Genomic DNA, 19,839 nt, shown 5'->3' with positions numbered 1-19,839 from the left:
CCCAATGGACTCACCGGCCCCGACGAGACATACACGCTGCCCGCCCGCCAGGACTTCGGGCCCGCCCGTGGCCTCGCCACGGGCAAGCACGTCGAGCCGGCGAGACCGAGCGGAAACCGGTTCTTGAGGACACGTCGAACCGGAGTGCCGGGATTTTCCCGGCACTCCGGCCACCATTTCGTGTGACTCAGGCGGGTTCCCCGGCCGCGACGGACGCGTCGGGCCTTGTCACCACCCCGCGCACCGCGTCCGCGGGTGCGGGAGCCGCGTCGGCGTGGTCGCTCTCGCCCGGTCGGACCGCCCGGACGTTACCCCGCCGCGTGCGATGTCAGTCGGCGGCGTCGTGCAGCGCCTCGTCGATGTCACTCAGCGCGCCGGTCAGCCGGGTGCAGTCGCCCTCACGGTCACGCCCTGTACAGGAACGGCCAAGCCTGAGGAGCCGCAGGTTGCGGTCGAATCCAGCCTGCTGATCGTGTGACGCCCCGCCCTCCTCAGGTACCGTCACAGCCCCGGCACCTCCAGGACCAGCGCCGAACCCATCCCCCCGCCCGCGCACATCGACGCGACGCCCACACCCCCGCCCCGGCGACGGAGCTCGTGGACGAGCGTGACGACCATCCTGGTGCCCGTGGCGGCGACGGGGTGGCCCAGTGAGCAGCCACTGCCGTTGACGTTGACGGTGTCCGGGTCGAGGCCGAGGCGGCGGACCGCGGCGAGTGGCACCGAGGCGAACGCCTCGTTGATCTCGAACAGATCCACGTCGGACAGCGTCATGCCCACCCGCCCGAGCGCCTTGGGGATGGCGTGCGTGGGGGTCAGGCCGGTCTCGGCCGGGTCCCTGGCCACGGAAGCCCAGGACCGCACTCTGGCCAGGGTGGGCAGTCCGAGGTCATCCCGCGCGAGACGCTCGTCGGCCACCGCCACGGCCGCCGCCGCGTCGTTGGCGCCGCACGCGTTGCCCGCCGTGATCGAGAAGCCCTCGATCTCCGGGTGGAGCGGCTTGAGCGCGGCGAGCTTCTCGGGGCTGGTGTCACGCCGCGGGTGCTCGTCGCTCTCGAAGGGGCCGTGTGAGGTGGCGACCGGCACGGTCTCGTCTTTGAAGCGGCCTTCGTCCAGTGCCCGGACGGCGTTGCGGTGCGAGCGCAGCGCCCACGCGTCCATCTCCTCGCGGGTGAGGCCCTCCCGTACGGCGGTGTTCCAGCCGACCGTGATCGACATGTCGAGGTTGGGGGCGTCCGGGCGGTCCGGGTGGGAGGGCGGCACCCAGCGTTCACCGCCCAGGAAGGACAGCCTGGGCGCGGTGGACGCGGAGTTGACGCCACCGGCGAGCACCAGCCGGTCCATGCCTGCCCGGACGGATGCCGCCGCGGTCGAGACCGCGGCGAGTCCGCCCGCGCAGTGCCGGTTCAGGGCGAGACCCGGCACCTGTGGCAGGCCCGCCGTCACGGCCGCGTGGCGGGCGACGACCCCGCCGCCGTAGTGCGACTCGGCGAGGATCAGGTCGTCCACGAGGTCCGGGTCCAGCCCTTCGGCGACGGCCGTGACCACACGGTCCGCCAGGTCGTAGGCGGACGTGGCGCGCAGGCTCCCCTTGAAGGCGGTGCCGATCGGGGTGCGCAGGGCGGCGACGAGCACGGCTTCAGGCATCGGCGGCCTCTTCCAGTTCGGTGACCAGGGTGCGGCGCAGCAGCTTCCCGGTGGGCGTGCGGGGCAGTTCGGCGCGGAAGACGACTGTGTCCGGCGTCTTGGAGGAGCGCAGGCGCTCTTTCGCGAAGGAACGGATCTCGTCCGGATCGCCGGTCCCGACCAGCACCGCGACCAGGCGCTGGCCCCACTCAGGGTCGGGCAGCCCCAGCACGGCGGCCTCGCGCACGCCCGGGTGCTGGAGCAGTACATCCTCGATCTCGGCGGGGGCGATGTTCTCCCCGCCCCGAATGATGGTGTCGTCGGCGCGGCCCTCGATGAAGAGGTAGCCGTCCTCGTCCAGCCGGCCCCGGTCGCGGGTGGCGAACCAGCCGTCCGTGTCGCTGCCGCTCGTCTCCGCGTACTCGCCGGAGATCTGCTCCCCGCGCACGAAGACGAGTCCTGTCTCGCCCGGTCCGAGGGGTTTCCCGTCCTCGCCCCGGATCTCGGCCTCGACGCCGGGCAGCGGACGGCCCACGGAGCCGAGGCGGGCCCGTACCACCGGGTCGTCGGAGATGATCGCTCGCCAGTGGTCGTCAGGGCCCAGCACGCAGACGGACGAGGCGGTCTCCGTCAGCCCGTAGGCGTTGACCAGACCGGTGTGCGGGAACTGCCGCAGCGCCCGCTCCACCACCGGGCGGGGGCAGCGCGCTCCGCCGTAGGCGAGACTGCGCAGGGTCGGCACACCGGCCTGCGCGTCCCCCAGCTCCGCCGTGATCCTGGCGAGCATGGTGGGGACGACCATGGCGTGGGTGACGCCCTCGCGGCGCACCGTGGCCAGCCAGTCGGCGGGACCGAAGGCGGGCTGGTAGACGACGCGCCGGCCGGCGTACAGGTTCGTCAGCAGGTTCATCAGGCCGGCCACATGGTAGGGCGGGAGGGCCACCAGGCTCGCGTCGGTCACCTCCGCCGAGCCGAAGTCCTGGGTGTTGAACACGTAGGCGAGCAGGTGGCGGTGGCGCAGCAGGGCCGCCTTGGGGGCGGCGGTGGTGCCGCTGGTGTAGAGGACGACGGCGGTGGCGTCGCGGTCCTCGGGGACGGGTCGTCGCTCGGCCTCCCCCTGCGGCGGGGTCAGCAGCGCGTCGAGATCGGCCGGGTGCAGCACCTCGGCTCCAGGATGCCGGAGGACCAGGGAATCCAACTGCTCTTCGGCGAGGCGGTAGTTGAGAGGGACGAAGGGGATACCTGCCAGCGCCGCGCCGAACAGGGCGACGGGGTAGGCGAGGTGGTTCGGCCCCAGGTAAAGGACCGCGGCGCGGTCACGGAAGCGGTCGGCCGCATGCTGTGCGAGGCGATGGAGCTCGGCCGCGGAGAGCGAGCGGCCGCCCTCCGTGACGGCCGGCCGGTCCCCCGCGGAGGCGGCCATTTCCAGGATCACGGCTATATTCATGAGAACGTCATTCTCTTACACTCAGAGCGCGACTCGCAAGAGAGGGGAATGACGTGCGGATCGAGGATTCGGCGGCCCTGGTGGTCGGAGGCACGGGCGGCCTCGGTGAGGCCACGGTACGGCGACTGCACGCGGCGGGCGCCCGGGTGGTGATCGCCGACCTCGCCGACGACAAGGGCAAGGCCCTGGCCGAGGAGCTCGGCGTGCGATATGTCCGCACCGACGCCACGGACGAGGACTCGGTGGCGACCGCGGTGGCGGCAGCCGAGCAGGCGGGCGAGTTGAGGATCGCCGTCGACTGTCACGGCGGTCCGGCGAGCGGCGGCCGGCTCGTCGGCAAGGACGGCTCACCCCTGGATCTCGCCGGCTTCCGCGCCACCGTCGACATCTATCTGACCGGCGTCTTCAACGTCATGCGCATGGCCGCGGCGGCACTCGCACGCACCACCCCCCACGACGAGGACGGCGGGCGCGGCGTGATCGTCACGACGTCGTCCATCGCCGCGTACGAGGGCCAGATCGGCCAACTGCCGTACGCCGCCGCGAAAGGAGGGGTGAGTGCCATGACGCTGGTCGCCGCCCGGGACCTGTCGCCCCTTGGCATCCGTGTGGTCTCCGTCGCCCCGGGCACCGTCCTCACTCCCGCGTACGGAAAGGCAGCCGACCGTCTGGAGGCGCACTGGGGCCCCAAGGTGCCGCATCCGCGGCGCATGGGACGCCCGGAGGAGTACGCCGCACTGGTCCAGCACCTGTGCGAGAACGACTACCTCAACGGTGAAGTGGTCCGCCTGGACGGGGCGTTGAGGTTCCCACCGAGATAGCCTCCCACGCAGGTCTCAGCGTTGCAGCGCCAGGGCCTCGCCGCCCTGGGTGCCCCCGGTCGGCATCACCACCGGGGTGCAGGACGGCGAGGCAGGGCCGTACAGGCCGCCGGCACGCCCACCACGACGGTCGGCGGCCGGACGTACCACCAGCCGGTGAACGGCATCTGAGACCTTCAGGACTCAGTCACGCTCCATTTCCTGGCGGGCCTTGGCCCACAGCCATCCCGCGTAGGCATGCAGCCCGTCGCCCAGCTCGCGGTTCATCTTCCCGGCGAGGGCGCGGGCGTAGCTGCCCTCCAGAAGGGCGGCCAGGCGGAAGCAGGCCAGAACCTGGTACCAGCGGAAGGCGGAGACGTCCCGGCCGGTCGACTCGGCGTAGTGCGCGACGAGTTCGGCACGGCCGGGCATTCCGTCCCAAGGCTGGAACTGAGGGTCGCTGCCGGGCGGGTCGTCCTTCTCGCGCCAGGCGGTGAGGATCCAGGCCAGGTCGAGGAGGGGGTCGCCGAGGGAGGCCATCTCCCAGTCGACGATGGCGGCGAGGCGCGGGGCGTCGTGGGCGAACATGACGTTGGCGAACTGCAGGTCGCCGTGGACGATCCCGGTCGCGCCCTGCTTCGGGGTGTGCGCGGCGAGCCAGTCGGCGACGGGGTCCACCTGCGGGTTCTCAGTCTCGCGGTAGGCGGGCTCCGTGCGGTAGCCGTGCAGCATCCTCAGGTACTTGGGGGTCTGCCGCTCCAGCCAGCCCTCCGGCCTGCCGAGGTCGGCCAGGCCGTGCGCGGACGGATCCACGGCGGCGAGGCGCGCGGCGCCGTCGACGAGGGCGAAGGCGACCGAGCGCCGCCACCCGGCGTCCTGCGCGTATTGGCCGGGCAGCTGCCCCCGGGGCATGAAGCCGTCGATCTTCTCCAGGACGGAGAATGGTGCGCCCAGCACCGCATCATCCTGCACGCTCGCGTACAGGCGCGGATGGGGTACGTCGGTGTCGGCGAGAGCCGTCAGGACGCGGCTCTCCCGCCGGAAGGCGTCGGACGCGCCGGACCGGAGGTGGCGGCCGGGGCGGCGCAGGACGAGTTCGGTGCCGTCCGCCCGGCGGAGGGTGAACAGGAGGTTCTGGGCGCCGCCGGTGAGGGTGTCGAGGGCGGTGACGGGGCCGTCACCGGGAAGGTCGGCGAGGCCGGGCCAGGCGTTGAGACGGTCGAGGTCGGGCGTGGTGTCGTCGGCGGTGCTTTCCTTCTGCGAGGTCACCGGGTCACCGTCGTCTCGTTCAGGCGGTCCGCGTACTTCGCGCGGGCCGCGGCCAGCCGGGTGGGCAGATGTTCCGAGCCGAACAGCGGGTCGTCCGCCGGGACCGCTTCCTTCAGCAACAGCCGGGCGACGACGTCCTGGTGTGCCTCGGTGGGGCCGTCGGCGACACCGAGGGTGGGACCGGCCTGCCACATCCTGGCCAGCGGCAGCTCGTTGGAGACGCCGAGCGCGCCGTGCAGGTGCAGGGCGCGGTAGGCGACGTCGACGAGCACCTTGGGCGTGGCGACCTTCACCCCGGAGACGTGGAGCCGGGCGCTGCGGGCGTCCGCCGGGTCGCCCGTGGCGTTCGCCCGGTCCATGTGCCAGGCGGCGTGCAGGACCTGGAGGCGGAACTGCTCGATCTGGATCCAGGTGTCGGCCAGTTGGTGGCGCACGGACTGCTGGTCGGCGAGCGGGCCGCCCCGGGTGCGGCGGGAGGCGATCCGCTCGGTCATCATCTCCAGGGCACGCCGGCACTGGCCGACCGACCGCATGGCGTGGTGCAACCGGCCACCGCCGAGCCGGGTCTGCGCGATCAGGAAGCCGGAGCCGGGCTCGCCGAGCAGGTTCTCGGCCGGTACGCGGCAGCCGGTGAACCGCAGGTAGGCGTGGACGCCCTGGCCGAGCGGCTCGCCGGCCAGGCCCGTGCCGCGCACCATCTCCATGCCCGGGGTGCCGGCCGGGACCAGGATCATGGACGCGCCTTTGTGCACGGGCACGTCCGGGTCGGTGATCACCATGGCGATGACGAAGGCGGCGTGGGGGTAGTTGGAGGCGAACCACTTTTCGCCGTCGATCACCCACTGGTCGCCGTCACGGACCGCGCGGCAGGTGAAACCGCCCGGGTCGGCGCCGCCGGTGGGCTCGGTCATCGCGAAGGTCGAGACGATCCGTCCGTCGAGCAGCGGCTCCAGGTACTCCTTTCGCTGCTCCTCGGTGGCGTAGTGGGCGAGGATCTCCGCGTTGCCCGAGTCGGGGGCCTGGGTGCCGAACACCATCGGGGCCCAGCCCGAACGGCCCAGGATCTCGTTCAGCAGGCCGAGGTTGACCTGACCCATACCCATGCCGCCCAGCGACGGCGGCAGGTGGGCGGCCCACAGCCCCTGGTCCCGCACCCGCCGCTGAAGCGGCCGGACGACTTCACGGAAGACCTCGCTGCCCCGGTCGTACGGCTCGGCGTTGCCCGGGAACAGCACGTCGAGCGGCTCGATCTCCTCACGGACGAACGCCGCGGCCCAGTCCAGCTTCTCCTGGAACGCGGCATCGGTACTGAAGTCCCACATGACGCACCCACCTCCATCAGAATACGATTCTGAACTTAGCAGAATGCCATTCTCGCGTACAGCTATCACCCTTACCGCCGACGGCAGTCGGGGGCTCGCACGCCTGCAAGGAGGAAGCCGACCAGGTGCTCGGTCTCGACGCGCCCGGGCGCCTCTTCAGTGAACGACCAGTACTGCAAGGCCGCGACGACCCCACCCGCCGTGGTGCGGGCGGCACGCATCGGATCACCCGCACCCAACTCGGCCGCGGGCTGCGCGAACAGCGCGGCGAGGGCGTCCACGAGAGCGACGGTGACGTGCGCGGCTCGGGGCGTGTGGCCGGTGGCGTTGGACAGGACGGCCCGGGTCTGCCGGGCCAGATCCTCGGCGGAGGCCTGCCGCAGCGCCGCCTCGATCCCGGCGCGCAACCTGGCCTCCGGTCCACCGTCGGACGCCCGCGCCATCCGGTGGCGCACATAGCCGACGACCGTGCGTGCGCCCCGCTCGACGATGGCCTCGACCAGGGCGTCCTTGCTTGCGAAGAAGCGGTAGAAGGCGTCGTTGGACAGACCGGCCGCGGCCACGATGTCGGCCACGCGCGGGCGCCGCCCCGGGGCCGCCACCATGAGCGCCAGCCCCGCGTCCAGCAGCGCCAGAGCAGCCTCGTCACCGGTGGCTTCTTCCGGCTCCCCAACTCGGCCGGGCGCAGCCGGTCGGACCGGCGGGGATGAGTTGGTCTCGGATTTCATAGGCGCTCACCGTCCGGGAAGTGGGCGATCGGAGCGCAGGCCAGCAGCGTCAGCGAAGGACCGTCCCGCCGTCGACGTTCACGACCTGCCCGTTGATCCATTCGCCTTCGTCGGAGAGCAGGTAGGCCACCATGCCTGCGATGTCCTCGGCCCGGCCATGACGTGTGCTGCGGGTCCGGGCGAGCATGCTCCGCAACATCTCCGGGGGTGCGCCCCGTTCGATGTCGGCGGTCAGGACGAGTCCCGGTGCGACCGCGTTGGCCCGAATGCCGTCCCGTCCCCAGCGCGAGGCCACGTGGCGGGTGAGCGCGTTGATGCCCGCCTTGGTCGCGGCGTACGCCGGCCGCTTGGCGTCACCCGTGAACGAGGCGATGGAGGAGGTGTAGACGATCGCGCCTCCGCCGCGGGCGAGGAGCGCGGGCACGGCGTGACGGGAGACCAGCATGTGACCGCGCAGGTTGACGGCGACGGTGCGGTCCCAGATCGCGAGGTCCATGTCGACGACATCGGTGTCCTTCTGGACCGCGCCCATGTCCCCGGCGTTGACGTGCACGGCGTCCAGACCGCCGTAGGTTCGCAGCGTGGCCTCGACCAGGTGCCCGACCGAGGTGTCGTCGGAGATGTCGAACTCCACCGCGACCGCCTCGCCGCCCCCGGCGCGGATGGCGTCGGCGGTCTCCTCGGCCCCGTCCGCGTTCAGATCGCCGACGACGACCCTGGCTCCTTCCCACGCCAGCCTGCGCGCCGAGGCGGCACCCAGCCCGGTGGCCGCACCCGCTACCAGGACGACCTTGTCCTTCAGACCTCGCACGATGTCCGCCTCCGCTCTCCTGGACGCCCCTGAGCAGGCGAGTGCCTGAACTTTCCGCGAACGCCCATCATCACAATGCGGGAATACTGTTCTACGATGACGAGAATACTAATCTCGCAGGAGTGCGCCAGGGAACGGGCGGCTTCGGGCACTTCAACAGGACGGGAATGGGATGGGGTACGTAGACGCGCTGTTCGACCTGACCGGCCGGGTGGTCCTCGTCACCGGCGGCAGCCGGGGGCTCGGACGCGCCATGGCGTTCGCGGCGGCACGCTGCGGAGCCGACGTCGTCGTCGCCAGCCGGACATACGACGCCTGCGCCGCGGTGAGTGCGGAGATCCAGAAGGAGACAGGGCGTGCGGCACTGCCGTACGCCGTACACGTGGGCCGCTGGGACGAACTGCCCGGTCTGGTCGACGCGGTCCACGAGCGGTTCGGCAGGATCGACGTACTGGTCAACAACGCGGGCATGTCCCCCGTGTACGAGGATCTGGGCGAGGTCACGGAGAAGATGTTCGACTCGGTGCTGGGCCTCAACCTCAAGGGTCCCTTCCGCCTGTCCGTGCTGGCCGGGAAGCGCATGGCTGAGGCCGGCGGCGGTGCGATCGTCAACGTCAGCTCCACCGGTTCGATCCGGCCGCGCCCGGCGATCGTGCCGTACGCGGCCGCCAAGGCCGGGCTGAACGCGGTGACCGTGGGTCTGGCACAGGCGCTCGGGCCGACGGTGCGGGTCAACACGCTGATGTGCGGCCCGTTCGCCACGTGGGCCACCCGGGGCTGGCAGGAGAACCCCGAGCAGCTCGCCGAGGGGGTGCGCCCGCACGCGCTGCAACGTGTCGGCGCCCCCGACGAAGTGGTGGGCGCCGCTCTGTACCTGATGTCGGACGCCTCGTCGTACACCAGTGGGGCGACGCTGCGGGTGGACGGCGGGATGCCGTAGCGGCCCCCCCCTGAGCCCGGGCGGCTTCTAAGCCGTGTCGTCGTGCTCCCCGAGGCGAGGCGGCGGGCCGTACGACGGCTGGTGCCCGGCGATCCGGAACGGGCTTGCGACCAGGCGGCGTTCGCCGGCCCGCACGACCGCGTCGGGAAATTCGACGAGTGCCTGGGGCAGCGTGCGTACGGCGGCGGCGGGAACGCCGAGCGGGCGCAGCCGGCGTTCCCAGCTCACCGCGAAGTCGGCGGCCAGCGCCTTCGTCACCGCGGCCACCACTTCTTCGCGGCGGGCCGCGCGCTCGGCCATCGTCAAGTAGCCCTCGATGCCGGCCTCCGCGGCGAAGGAGCGCCAGAAGCCGTCGTGGGTGATGAAGAGGGCCAGGTGTCCCTCGGCGGTGGGGAAGAGCTGGGCGGGGACGTAGTGGGCGTGGGCGCCTCCCAGGCGGCGCGGAGCCTTGCCGTCGTTGAGCCAGGCCGCGGCGTGGTAGTTCAGCTGCGAGAGCATCACGTCGCGCAGCGACACCTCGATCTGGCCGCCGCGTCCGGAGACGATCTGGGCCAGCAGGCCCAGCGCGGCCGCCATTCCGGCCGAGTTGTCGACCGAGGAGTAGCCGGGCAGCGCGGGCGGGCCGTCCGGGTCGCCCGTCATGGCCGCGATGCCGGTGGCGGCCTGAACGACGTAGTCGAAGGCGGGCATGTCGCCCGCGTCCATGCCCCAGCCGGTGAGGGCCACGCACACCAGGCGCTCGTTGTAGGGCTTCAGGGCCTCGTAGGTCAGGCCGAAGCGCTCGATGGCGGACGGCTTGAGGTTGACCAGCAGGGCGTCGGCGTCGCGCACCAGCTCGTGCAGGCGGTCCTGGCCGGCGGGGGCGCTCAGGTCCACGCGGACCGAGCGCTTGTTCCGGTTGAGGCTGGCGAAGTAGGCCTCGGAGACCTGCCGGGACAGGTCGCCGCCGGGCGGTTCGACCTTGGTGACCCGGGCGCCCAGGTCGGCGAGCAGCATGGTGGCGTACGGGCCGGCCAGGATGTGGCCGACCTCCAGCACGCGCAGGCCGGCCAGCGGGCCGTTCACCGCAGATCCGCCGCGATCGCGGCGACGGCGTCACGGGTGCGCAGCTTGGAGGCGACGAGTTCGTCGCGGCCGCTGCCAATGGGCAACAGGCGGACGGACAGGTCGGTCACGCCCGCGTCGGCGAAGCGCCGGAAGCGGGCCCTGATGGCCGCCTCGTCACCCGCCGCGCACAGGTCGCCGACGTCGCGGGCGTCGCCGTACTCCAGCAGGCGCTGGTAGTTGGGGGACACCTCGGCCTCGCCGAGGATGCGATTGGCGCGCTCGCGCGCGGCGTCGACCTCGTGCGGTGCGCACAGACACACCGGAATTCCCGCGACGATGCGGGGTGCCGGACGGCCCGCGGTCTCGGCAGCCTTGGTGATCGTCGGGACGACGTGCTCGGCGACCGACCGCTCGTCCGCCATCCACAGGACCGTGCCGTCGGTGTACTCCCCCGCGATGCGCAGCATCACCGGGCCCAGCGCGGCCATCAGGACCGGCAGGGGGGCGACCGGAGCGATGGTGAGCGGGTTGTGGACGCGGAAGAAGTCGTTCTCGACGTCCACCGAACCACCCCCGGACAGCGCCGAGTTGAGTACCGCCAGGTAGGCGCGGGTGTACGCCGCGGGCTTCTCGTACGGCAGGCCCAGCATGTCGCGGACGATCCAGTGGTGGGAGGCACCGACGCCGAGCGTGAGCCGTCCGCCCGCCGCAGCCTGCGTGGACACGGCCTGACGGGCCAGCGCGATGGGGTGCTGGGCGTGGACGGGGACGACGGCCGTGCCCAGTTCGACGCGCTCGGTGGCCTGGCCCATGAGGGCGATGGCGGTCAAGGCGTCGAAGTCGGTCGGTACCTGTGGCACCCACACGGTGTCGAAGCCGACCTCCTCCGCCCAGCGGGCGTCGTCGACCATGCGGGCCGCCTTGTGCGCGGCGTCGCCCCGTTCGGGGCCGCTCATCACTCCGACTCGCATGGCTAGTCCTCCGGGGCTGTCAGGACGCGGATGTCCGCGACGATCGCGTCGAGCGGGGTGCCCGTGGGGTACACCCCGGCGGCTCCGGCCTCCCGCAGCCGCGCCACGTCCGAGGCCGGGATGGTGCCGCCGACCACGACGGGGATGTCGTCGCCGCCTGCGGCGCGCAGCGCCTGGACCGTGCGGCGGGTGAGGGCGAGATGGGCGCCGGAAAGGATGGACAGGCCGACCAGGGCGACGTCCTCCTGCACGGCTGTGGCGGCGATGTCGTCCACGCGGTGCCGGATGCCGGTGAACACCACCTCGAAGCCGGCGTCACGCAGCCCGCGGGCGACCAGTTTGGCGCCACGGTCATGTCCGTCGAGCCCGGGCTTGGCGACGAGAACGCGCACAGGTGTGGTCATCAGAACACCACCGGCTGCCGGAACTCGCCCCACACCGCGCGCAGAGCGTCGGCCATCTCGCCGACCGTGCAGTAGGCGCCCGCGCACGCGACGAGCGGATCCATCAGGTTCGTGTCTCCTTCGGCGGCGCGCCGCAGATCGTCGAGGCGGGCGCGCACCTCAGCCGCGCTGCGCTCGGCCTTGACCCGTGCGAGCCGCTTGAGCTGGCGCTCTCGGCCCTCGGCGTCAAGTTCGTAGGTGGCGAGGTCGGGCGGGGGCTCGTCCACGGTGAACCGGTTGACGCCCACGACGGGCCGCTCGCCGGAGGCGGTCTCCTGGTGCAGCCGCCACGCCTCGTCGGCGATCAGCCCTTGGAGGTAGCCGTCCTCGATGCAGCGCACCATGCCGCCGTGCGCTTCCAGATCGGCCATGATCTCGACGATCCGCTCCTCGGTGGCGTCGGTGAGGGCCTCCACGAAGTACGAACCTCCCAGCGGGTCGGCGACCTTCGTCACGCCCGTCTCGTGCGCGAGCACCTGCTGGGTGCGCAGGGCGAGCGTCGTGGACTCCTCACTCGGCAGGGCGAACGGCTCGTCCCAGGCCGCGGTGAACATCGACTGCACCCCACCCAGCACCGAGGCGAGGGCCTCGTAGGCGACGCGCACGGTGTTGTTGCGGGCCTGCGGGGCGTAGAGGGAGGCTCCGCCGGCCACGACGCCGAAGCGGAACATGCACGCCTTGTCGGTGGTCGCACCGAACCGCTCGCGCACGATGGTCGCCCAGCGCCTGCGCCCCGCACGGTACTTGGCGACCTCCTCGAAGAAGTCGCCGTGCGTGTAGAAGAAGAAGGAGACCTGCGGGGCGAACTGGTCGATAGTCATCCGGCCGCGTTCCAGGACGGTCTCGCAGTACGTGACGCCGTCGGCGAGGGTGAACGCCATCTCCTGTACGGCGTTGGCGCCGGCGTCGCGGAAGTGCGCGCCCGCGACGGAGATCGCGTTGAAGCGGGGCACCTGCGCGGCACAGAACTCGATGGTGTCCGCGATGAGCCTCAGCGAGGGCTCCGGGGGCCAGATCCAGGTGCCGCGGGAGGCGTACTCCTTGAGGATGTCGTTCTGGATGGTGCCGGTGAGCTTCGCACGGGGGATACCGCGCTTCTCGGCCGCGGCGACGTAGAAGGCGAGCAGGATCGCCGCTGTGCCGTTGATGGTGAAGCTGGTGCTGATCCGGTCCAGCGGAAGGGCGTCGAAGAGGATCTCGGCGTCGGCGAGGGTGTCCAGCGCGACCCCGACCCGGCCGACCTCGTCGGCGTACTCCGGGTCGTCGGAGTCGTAGCCGCACTGGGTGGGCAGGTCGAGCGCCACCGACAGGCCCGTGCCGCCCTGGTCGAGGAGGTAGCGGTAGCGGCGGTTGGACTCCTCGGCGGTGCCGAAGCCGGAGTACTGGCGCAGGGTCCAGGTGCGGCCCCGGTAGCCGGTGGGATAGTTGCCGCGCGTGAAGGGGAACGTGCCTGGGTCGGGGGGTTCGGCGCGGCGGTCCCCGGGGCCGTACACCGGGTTGAGTGGGATGCCGGAGGGAGTGCGGAAGTCCTGGGTCATGTCAGTTGGTCCTTCATCACCTTTCCGGTGGCGTTCAGCGGCAGCTGCGTGCGGAACTCGACGTGGCGGGGCACCTTGAAGCCGGCCATCCGCTCGCGCGCCCAGGCGATCAGCTCGGCCTCCGTGATCCCGGCGAATTCGGTGCGCGGGACGACGAAGGCCTTGCCGACCTGGCCGAGCCGCTCGTCGGGCACGCCGATGACAGCGGCCTGGGCGACCGCCGGGTGCCTCAGCAGAAAGCCCTCGATCTCGGCGGGGTAGGCGTTGAAGCCGCCGACGACGAACATGTCCTTCTTGCGGCCGACGATCCGCAGGCGGCCCTCGGCGTCCAGTGCACCGAGGTCGCCGGTGTGCAGCCAGCCATCGGCGCCCACGGCCTCGGCGGTGGCCTCGGGGTCGTCGAGGTAGCCGCGCATGACGGAGTAGCCGCGCACGAGCACCTCCTGGTCCTCGGCGACGTGCACCTCGAAGCCCTCGCACGGTCTGCCCACGGTGGTGGCGACAGCCTCGTAGGGGTCCCCGGGCCGGGACGCGGTGACGGTGCCGGCCTCGGTGAGGCCGTAGCCAGTCATGAGGTGCGTGAACGGCAGTTCGGTGGTGATGCGCCGGACCAGCTCGACCGGGATGTCCGCCGCACCGGTCACCGCGACCCGCAGGGAGGACAGGTCGCGGCCCGCGCCGGCCTCCAGCAGGGCGTGGTACAGGGTCGGCGGTCCCGGCAGGACGGTCACCCGCTCCTTCTCCACGAGGTCCAGCACCCGGTCCACGTCGAAGACGGCCACCGGGAGGACGGTCGCGCCCCGGATCATCGACGCAACCAGGCCCGCCTTGTAGCCGAAGATGTGGAAGAACGGGTTGACGATCAGGTACCGGTCGCCCTGCCGGAGCTGGGCGAGATCGCACCACTCCGTGTACAGGCGCAGGGTCTGGCCGTGCGTCGTCATCACGCCCTTGGGCCGCCCTGTGGTACCGGAGGTGAAGACGATGTCCGCCAGGTCGTCCTCGTCGGCCTTGGGGTCAAGAGGATCGCCGGAGTCGAGGAAACCGGAGGCTTTCAGGTCGATGACCGGAACGCCGGGCGGGCCGGTGAACTCCCGTTCCAGGAAACCGTTCTGGACGAGCAGCGCCTTGGCGCCGCTGCGTACGACGATGTCGTGGGCCTCCTCGTCGAGGAAGCGGGTGTTCACCGGCACCAGCACCCCGCCGGCCGTGAGCAGTCCGAAGGCGGCGACGATCCACTCGGCCGAGTTGGGCGCCCACAGGGCCACCCGGTCGCCCGGGCCGACGCCCGCCGAGGCGAACGCCCCTGCGGTGCGGCGGACCCGGTCGGCCAGGTCGCGGAAGGTGAGGCGCAGTTCGCCGTCCACGACCGCCTCGGCGTCGCCGAACCGGTCGGCCGTGCTCAGCACCAGTTCGGGGATGGTGCGGGCGGTGGTCATGCGTCGATCAGCCGGGCCAGATTGCCGCCCATGACCCTGGCCTTGTCCTCCTCGGACAGCTTCGGGAGGTGGTCGACGTAGGTGACGGGGTCGGCGAGGCCCTCGGGGTGGGGGTAGTCGGAGCCGAACAGGACCCGCTCGATACCGATGAGGTTTCCGAGCTCGGCCATGTCCTCCTCCCAGAACGGGCTGATGTGGATGTGCCGCTTGAAGACATCCACCGGGTTCTCCCGGAACTCGTGGGGCATCTTCTTGTGGACGTCCGCGAGCCGGCTGAGCAGCGGTTCCACCCACGAGGCGCCGTTCTCGATGACAGCGACCTTCAGCTCGGGGAAACGGGACAGCGCGCCGTGGCAGATCAGCGAGGAGACGGCGTCCTCGATCGGCCGCCACTCGTTGACCTGCCGGAAGGCGTTGGGCTTGAAGGGCAGAAACTCGCGTCGCTGGCCCTCCCAGTCGTTGGCGTAGTTCGAGTAACCGCTGTCGGAGGAGTGGAGGGCGACCAGCACGCCGGTCTCCACCACCCGCTTCCAGAACGGGTCGAACTCGGGCAGCGCGAAGGACCGGGTGCCGCCGAAGCCGGGGACCGGTGCGGGGCGGATGAGGATGGCGCGGGCGCCGCGTTCCACGACCCAGTTCAGCTCCTCGATCGCCTTGTCGACGATCGGGAGGGTGATGACGGGGACGGTGAAGATGCGGTCCTTGTAGGTGAAGCCCCAGGTGTCGTGCAACCACTGGTTGAGGGAGTGGACGACGACGTGGATCAGCTCCGGGTCGTCCTTCATGCGCTCCTCGATGAGGCTCGCCAGCGTCGGGAACATCAGGCTGCGCTGGATGCCGAGCTCGTCCATCAGCTGAAGACGTGGCGCCGGTTCACGGAAGGCCGGGATGGAGCGCATGGGCTCGCCGAAGATCTCCCGGCGGGTCTTGCCGTCGGGGTTGCCGACCCGGAAGTACTCCTCCATCGCGCCGGGGCGGGCGACGACTTCGAAGGTGGGGTTCGGGATGTACTCGCTGATCTGCCCGCGTATCGCGATCTTGGTGCGACCGTCGACGTTCACGTACTGGATGGCGCCCTGGTACTCCTCAGGGAGGTACTTGGTGAGCGCTTCCTGCGTCTCGTAGAGGTGGTTGTCCGCGTCGAACAGCGGATACGCGAGTTCACGAGAGGGCATGAGATCCTCCTTCACCGTTTGCGAGAATCGTATTCTCACATCGTGGGAGTGGCAATGTGCTTGCGAAGGACGAACTTCTTCACCTTGCCGCTCGGGGTGCGCGGGAAGTCCTCGACCTTGTGGACCATCTCGGGCCACTTCTGCCGGGCCAAGCCCGCGCGGCCGAAGTGCAGGCGCACCTCGTCGAGGCTCGGCGCCGACCAGCCGGGCAGCATGCGCAGGACGGCGGCGGCCCGCTCCCCCAGTCGCGGGTCCGGCACGGCCACCACGGCCGCCTCCGCCACACCGTCCAGCCCCAGCAGGACCTCCTCGACCTCCAGGGCGCTGATGTTCTCCCCGCCCCGGATGATGACGTCGGCCTTGCGGTCGGTGACGGTCAGCCAGCCGTCGGCGTCGAGCACGCCTATATCGCCGGTGCGGTACCAGCCGTCGGCGTCGAAGGCGGCGGCGGTGAGCTCCGTGTCGGTGTATCCGAGGCAGAGGTCGGGACCGCGAGTGAGGATCTCACCGTCCTCGGCGAGCCGGACCTCCGCACCGGGCAACGGGAGGCCGTCGGTGTGCAGGCGTTTGGCGGCGGGGCCGTCGTACGGGGTGCAGGTCACCGAAGGGTGCTCGGTGGAGCCGTAGGCCCGGAAGACGGTGACGCCGAGGGACTCCAGCCGGTTCGTCACGGCGGAGGCGATGGAGGCGCCCCCCAGTCCGGCGTACTTCAGCCGCGCGACGTGTTCCTCGGTGCAGTCGGGGTGGTCGAGCAGACTGGTCATGTAGTACGTCGCACCGCCGCCGACGGTGAGACCCTCGTCCCGCATGAGGGCGAGCGCCCGGGCCGGGTCCCAGGAGTCGCCGAGGTTGACCGGGGTGCCGTCGAGGACCGGGATGAGAAACGCGTTGATCATGCCGATGAAGTGGCCGACCGGCGCCACCGTGAACTGCCGTCCCCGGTCCGGGGGATAGCTCGCGGCCAGCTGCCGGGTTTCATAGCCGAGGGTGCGGTGGCTGTGGATGACGCCCTTGGGGTCCCGGGTGGTGCCGGAGGTGAAGGCGACGAGGGCGTGGGTGTCCGGGTCCACCGGCAGGACACCGGCCAGCGACTCGTCGGCGAGCAGCTCGTCGAAGTCCCGCCCGACGACGCCGACGACCGGCACCTCGGCACACAGGTCCGGTCGGAACTCCGTCCGCCCGAAGCGCTCGGCGGCGAAGAAGGCCTTCGGGCGGGTGGCCTCGACGATGTAGCGGACCTCCTTGGGCCCGTAGAAGTGGACCACCGGGACGATGACGGCACCGAGGAAGGCCGAGGCCCAGAACACGGCCGCCGCCTCCATCCAGTTGGGCAGCTGCATGACCACCACGTCGCCCGGGCCGACTCCACGCGCCCGCAGACCTGCGGCCAGCCGCCGCGCCGTACGCTCCACGTCGGCGAACGTGCCCTGCCAGGGCCGCACCTCGGAGTGCACGCGGAACTCCACGTCCCCGGACTTGCCCAACCGGGCCGCCAGCAGGTCGCCCAGGGTCTCCCTGGTCCACCAGCCCTCGGCCTCGTAGCGCGCCGCGAGTCCGGGCGGGATCGACCGCAGGGCGCCGGGGGGAATCGCCGTCATGACAGATACTCCTCCCTCGTTTGGAGAATTGCACTCTCCCATATCGAGAAGGTAAGTTCCATACATGGCACGGGACCATGGCTTCCATCCGGTGCGGATCACCCGGGTCGTCGACGAGACACCGGACACCCGCACCTTCGCCCTCGACGCGCGCTTCCCCTACCGGGCCGGGCAGTTCCTGACCTTCAAGGTGTGCGGGACACTGCGGAGCTACTCGATGTCGTCCTCGCCCGACACAGACGGGGAGGTGTGTGTCACGGTCAAGCGCGTGCCGGGCGGGCTGGTCTCCGGCTGGATGCACGAGCAGCTGAGGCCCGGCGACTCGCTGGAGGCCACCCTGCCCGGCGGTTCGTTCTGCCTGCGCGGGGACGCCGGCGACCGGCCTCTCGTCGCGTACGCCGGCGGCAGCGGCATCACTCCGGTGTTCTCGCTGGTCAAGAGCACGCTGGCGACGACTCGCCGTGACGTCGGACTGCTGACCGCACATCAGAGCGCCGGGGCGGCCATCTTCCACCAGGCGCTGGACGCCCTCGCCGCGCGTCACCCCGGCCGGCTGGACCTGCGCCATCACTTCGACGACCGGGACGGGCTGGTCACCCCGGCGGAGATACGGGCCCTGGCCGACGAGGGGGCGGACTTCTACGTCTGCGGGCCGGAGCCGTTCATGGCCCTGGTCGAGCAGACCCTGACCGCCCACCGGATCGCTCCCGAGCGGATCCTGGTCGAGCGGTTCACCCCGACGGCACCCGTGGAGGCGGCCGAGGAGGCGCCCGCCGGGCCTTCGGAGCCCGTCGCCGGGACCGTCACCGTCGACCTGCGCGGTGAGCGTCGTACCGTGCCGCAACGGCCCGGCGAGACGCTGCTGCAGAGCGCCCGCCGGGCCGGCTTCACGCCGCCGTTCTCCTGCGAATCCGGGGACTGCGCCACCTGCATGGCCCGGCTGACCGACGGCGAGGCCAAGATGCAGGTGAACAACGCCCTGGACGCCGACGAGGTCGCCGAGGGCCATGTGCTCACCTGCCAGGCCGAGCCGACGACCCCCGACGTGACCGTCGTGTACGAGGACTGACCCGGCAGCATCCGCATCCGCATCCGCCCGACGACCGGAAGGCCGCACATGGTTGAGCTGGAGCTGGAGGACGGCCTGGCGGTCGTCACCATCGATCGTCCGCACGCCCGCAACGCCATCGACCCGCACACCATGGGCGAGCTGGAAAAGGCGCTGGAAGCGGCTGAGGGCGCGCGGGCCCTGGCGGTGACCGGGTCGGGCGAGAAGGCGTTCGTCTCCGGCGGCGACCTGAAGGAACTCGCTCGGCTCCGCACCGAGGGCGAGGCTTCGGACATGGCGCTGCGGATGCGGGCGCTGTGCGACCGGATCGCCGCGTTCCCCGGACCGGTGGTGGCAGCGCTCAACGGGCACGCGCTGGGCGGCGGCGCCGAGGTCGCGGTGGCTGCCGACATCCGCGTCGCCGCCGACGACATCCGGATCGGGTTCAACCAGACCAAGCTCGCCATCGTGCCCGCATGGGGCGGTGCCGAGCGGCTGGCGCGACTGGTGGGGCCCGGTCGGGCACTGCTGCTGGCCGGCACCGGGCGGGTCCTGGAGGCTGCCGAGGCCGAGCGGCTCGGGCTGGTCGATCTGGTCCTGCCCCGCACGCAGTTCGCCGACCGCTGGCGGGAGGTGGCCCACTCCCTCGCCACCCCGCAGGCCCGCGAGATCAAGAACCTCACCACCCGGACCCGTCCTGCACGCGAGGCCGCCGAGGCATTCGCCCGGCTGTGGGTGTCCGAGGAGCACTGGGAAGCAGCGGAGAAGGTGATGTCCCGTGGTAAGTGAAGTACGCGTCGACGAGGGGCCGTTCGGGCCGGAGGTCCGCCCCGAGGGCAGGGCCGTGGCACAGACGGTGCTGTATCTGCATGGCGATCCGCGGCTCGCGGGCACTCCGCAGGACGCACTGCCGACCGCCCGGGAACTGGCCCGGCTCACCGGGTACGCGGTCGTCTGCGCCCGCTACCGGCCTCGCTTCCCGCAGGCCTTGGAGGACGTGTGGGCGGCTTGGGAGCACTGCCACGCCGGCGGTCCGGCGACGGTGGCGGGCAAACGGCTCGGCGGGGCCCTCGCCGCCGGCCTACTGCTGCGGCTGCGCGACGCGGGCGCGACGCTGCCGACCTGCGCGGTGCTCTCCTCACCGGTACTGGACTTCACGCTGGACTCGCCCAGCCTGCTGCTCAACGCAGCCGCCGACCGCACCGTGGACGCGGAAGCGCTGCCGGTCCGGGCGGCCACGTACGCGGGGACGATTCCGCGCGACCATCCGCTGCTCAGTCCGCTGCACGGCAATCTCCACGGCCTGCCGCCGCTGCAACTGCACGCGGCCGGCACGGAGGTGCTGCTCGACGACACGCTGTCCTTCGCGACCCGGGCGGCGCACTCCGGCGTCGCGGTGGACATGCGGATCCACGAGGACTCCGCCGCGCAGGGCCTACGGCAGCTGGAGGCGACGGCGCAGTTCCTGCGGGCCTGGTGCCCGGACGGGGCGGTCGTGCCGCGTCGCGGATGAACTCCGCGGCGCGCCACGCCTTCGCGGCCCGTCGAGCACGCGCTGACGGCATGGATGCCGCAATAGCCGCTGTCGAGCGCCGAGCGGGCGAGATGATGGCCGGTGACCCCTCGGAGGTGGGCCG

19 protein-coding genes are annotated in these 19,839 nt (G+C 71.5%); 5 read left to right on the top strand and 14 right to left on the bottom strand.

The window, feature by feature from the left end; translation table 11 throughout:
• Window positions 1–328: 328 nt before the first annotated feature.
• Genes C6376_RS44090 through C6376_RS36435 form a run of 3 tightly spaced genes read right to left on the bottom strand, consistent with a single transcriptional unit; the run spans window position 329 to window position 3,073 of the window.
• Complete coding sequence (locus C6376_RS44090; protein WP_159083364.1) at window positions 329–505, bottom strand: hypothetical protein; 177 nt, start codon at window positions 503–505, stop codon at window positions 329–331.
• Entirely contained in the window at window positions 502–1,647 is a 1,146-nt protein-coding gene (locus C6376_RS36440; protein ID WP_107447315.1) for a thiolase family protein, read from the bottom strand. The genes C6376_RS44090 and C6376_RS36440 overlap by 4 nt, the downstream gene beginning before the upstream one ends.
• Complete coding sequence (locus tag C6376_RS36435) at window positions 1,640–3,073, bottom strand: class I adenylate-forming enzyme family protein (RefSeq protein ID WP_107447314.1); 1,434 nt, start codon at window positions 3,071–3,073, stop codon at window positions 1,640–1,642. Before C6376_RS36435 ends, C6376_RS36440 begins: the two co-directional genes overlap by 8 nt.
• Window positions 3,074–3,126: 53 nt before the next feature.
• Here C6376_RS36435 and C6376_RS36430 point away from each other — a divergent pair, with 53 nt between their 5' ends.
• On the top strand, window positions 3,127–3,894 hold the full coding sequence (locus tag C6376_RS36430) for an SDR family oxidoreductase (RefSeq protein WP_107447313.1): 768 nt from the start codon (window positions 3,127–3,129) through the stop codon (window positions 3,892–3,894).
• Between the two features lie 183 nt (window positions 3,895–4,077).
• On the opposite strand, the gene C6376_RS36425 is transcribed toward C6376_RS36430, so the two are convergent.
• The 4 genes from C6376_RS36425 to C6376_RS36410 form a co-directional block, all read right to left on the bottom strand.
• On the bottom strand, window positions 4,078–5,142 hold the full coding sequence (locus C6376_RS36425) for a phosphotransferase family protein (protein WP_107447312.1): 1,065 nt from the start codon (window positions 5,140–5,142) through the stop codon (window positions 4,078–4,080).
• The gene (locus C6376_RS36420; protein WP_107447311.1) at window positions 5,139–6,464 is read right to left on the bottom strand and encodes an acyl-CoA dehydrogenase family protein; all 1,326 of its coding nucleotides are present in this window, start codon (window positions 6,462–6,464) and stop codon (window positions 5,139–5,141) included. Before C6376_RS36420 ends, C6376_RS36425 begins: the two co-directional genes overlap by 4 nt.
• A 71-nt stretch (window positions 6,465–6,535) precedes the next feature.
• Window positions 6,536–7,192, bottom strand: a complete 657-nt coding sequence (locus C6376_RS36415) for a TetR/AcrR family transcriptional regulator (protein ID WP_107447310.1) — start codon at window positions 7,190–7,192, stop codon at window positions 6,536–6,538.
• A gap of 49 nt (window positions 7,193–7,241) precedes the next feature.
• The gene (locus C6376_RS36410) at window positions 7,242–8,003 is read right to left on the bottom strand and encodes an SDR family NAD(P)-dependent oxidoreductase (RefSeq protein WP_107447309.1); all 762 of its coding nucleotides are present in this window, start codon (window positions 8,001–8,003) and stop codon (window positions 7,242–7,244) included.
• A gap of 172 nt (window positions 8,004–8,175) precedes the next feature.
• Between C6376_RS36410 and C6376_RS36405 the strand changes: the two genes are divergently transcribed.
• A complete protein-coding gene (locus tag C6376_RS36405) occupies window positions 8,176–8,943 on the top strand; it encodes an SDR family NAD(P)-dependent oxidoreductase (protein ID WP_107447308.1) in 768 nt (255 codons plus the stop codon).
• A gap of 27 nt (window positions 8,944–8,970) precedes the next feature.
• Here C6376_RS36405 and C6376_RS36400 read toward each other — a convergent pair whose 3' ends face one another.
• Genes C6376_RS36400 through C6376_RS36370 form a run of 7 tightly spaced genes read right to left on the bottom strand, consistent with a single transcriptional unit; the run spans window position 8,971 to window position 17,154 of the window.
• On the bottom strand, window positions 8,971–10,008 hold the full coding sequence (locus C6376_RS36400) for a CaiB/BaiF CoA-transferase family protein (protein WP_107447307.1): 1,038 nt from the start codon (window positions 10,006–10,008) through the stop codon (window positions 8,971–8,973).
• Window positions 10,005–10,961: a TIGR03564 family F420-dependent LLM class oxidoreductase gene (locus tag C6376_RS36395; RefSeq protein WP_107447306.1), complete on the bottom strand. Its 957-nt coding sequence runs from the start codon at window positions 10,959–10,961 to the stop codon at window positions 10,005–10,007. Before C6376_RS36395 ends, C6376_RS36400 begins: the two co-directional genes overlap by 4 nt.
• Window positions 10,962–10,963: 2 nt before the next feature.
• On the bottom strand, window positions 10,964–11,365 hold the full coding sequence (locus tag C6376_RS36390; protein WP_037678968.1) for a cobalamin B12-binding domain-containing protein: 402 nt from the start codon (window positions 11,363–11,365) through the stop codon (window positions 10,964–10,966).
• On the bottom strand, window positions 11,365–12,942 hold the full coding sequence (locus C6376_RS36385; RefSeq protein ID WP_107447305.1) for a methylmalonyl-CoA mutase family protein: 1,578 nt from the start codon (window positions 12,940–12,942) through the stop codon (window positions 11,365–11,367). Before C6376_RS36385 ends, C6376_RS36390 begins: the two co-directional genes overlap by 1 nt.
• Complete coding sequence (locus C6376_RS36380; RefSeq protein ID WP_107447304.1) at window positions 12,939–14,381, bottom strand: FadD3 family acyl-CoA ligase; 1,443 nt, start codon at window positions 14,379–14,381, stop codon at window positions 12,939–12,941. Before C6376_RS36380 ends, C6376_RS36385 begins: the two co-directional genes overlap by 4 nt.
• The gene (locus C6376_RS36375) at window positions 14,378–15,556 is read right to left on the bottom strand and encodes an amidohydrolase family protein (protein WP_107447303.1); all 1,179 of its coding nucleotides are present in this window, start codon (window positions 15,554–15,556) and stop codon (window positions 14,378–14,380) included. Before C6376_RS36375 ends, C6376_RS36380 begins: the two co-directional genes overlap by 4 nt.
• A gap of 35 nt (window positions 15,557–15,591) precedes the next feature.
• Window positions 15,592–17,154, bottom strand: a complete 1,563-nt coding sequence (locus C6376_RS36370) for an AMP-binding protein (protein ID WP_216825650.1) — start codon at window positions 17,152–17,154, stop codon at window positions 15,592–15,594.
• 64 nt (window positions 17,155–17,218) lie between these two features.
• Between C6376_RS36370 and C6376_RS36365 the strand changes: the two genes are divergently transcribed.
• Genes C6376_RS36365 through C6376_RS36355 form a run of 3 tightly spaced genes read left to right on the top strand, consistent with a single transcriptional unit; the run spans window position 17,219 to window position 19,715 of the window.
• The gene (locus tag C6376_RS36365) at window positions 17,219–18,223 is read left to right on the top strand and encodes a ferredoxin--NADP reductase (protein WP_107447302.1); all 1,005 of its coding nucleotides are present in this window, start codon (window positions 17,219–17,221) and stop codon (window positions 18,221–18,223) included.
• A gap of 48 nt (window positions 18,224–18,271) precedes the next feature.
• Window positions 18,272–18,991 carry an enoyl-CoA hydratase/isomerase family protein gene (locus C6376_RS36360; protein WP_107447301.1) on the top strand — a complete coding sequence of 240 codons (720 nt, stop codon included), beginning with the start codon at window positions 18,272–18,274 and terminating at the stop codon, window positions 18,989–18,991.
• Window positions 18,981–19,715, top strand: coding sequence for an alpha/beta hydrolase fold domain-containing protein (locus tag C6376_RS36355; RefSeq protein WP_107447300.1), 735 nt, complete (start codon window positions 18,981–18,983; stop codon window positions 19,713–19,715). The genes C6376_RS36360 and C6376_RS36355 overlap by 11 nt, the downstream gene beginning before the upstream one ends.
• Window positions 19,716–19,839: the final 124 nt, after the last annotated feature.

This window comes from Streptomyces sp. P3 (assembly GCF_003032475.1).
Lineage (GTDB): Bacteria > Actinomycetota > Actinomycetes > Streptomycetales > Streptomycetaceae > Streptomyces.
The sequence above is the reverse complement of the archived record's forward strand: the minus strand, read 5'-3'. Positions and strand labels throughout refer to the sequence as shown.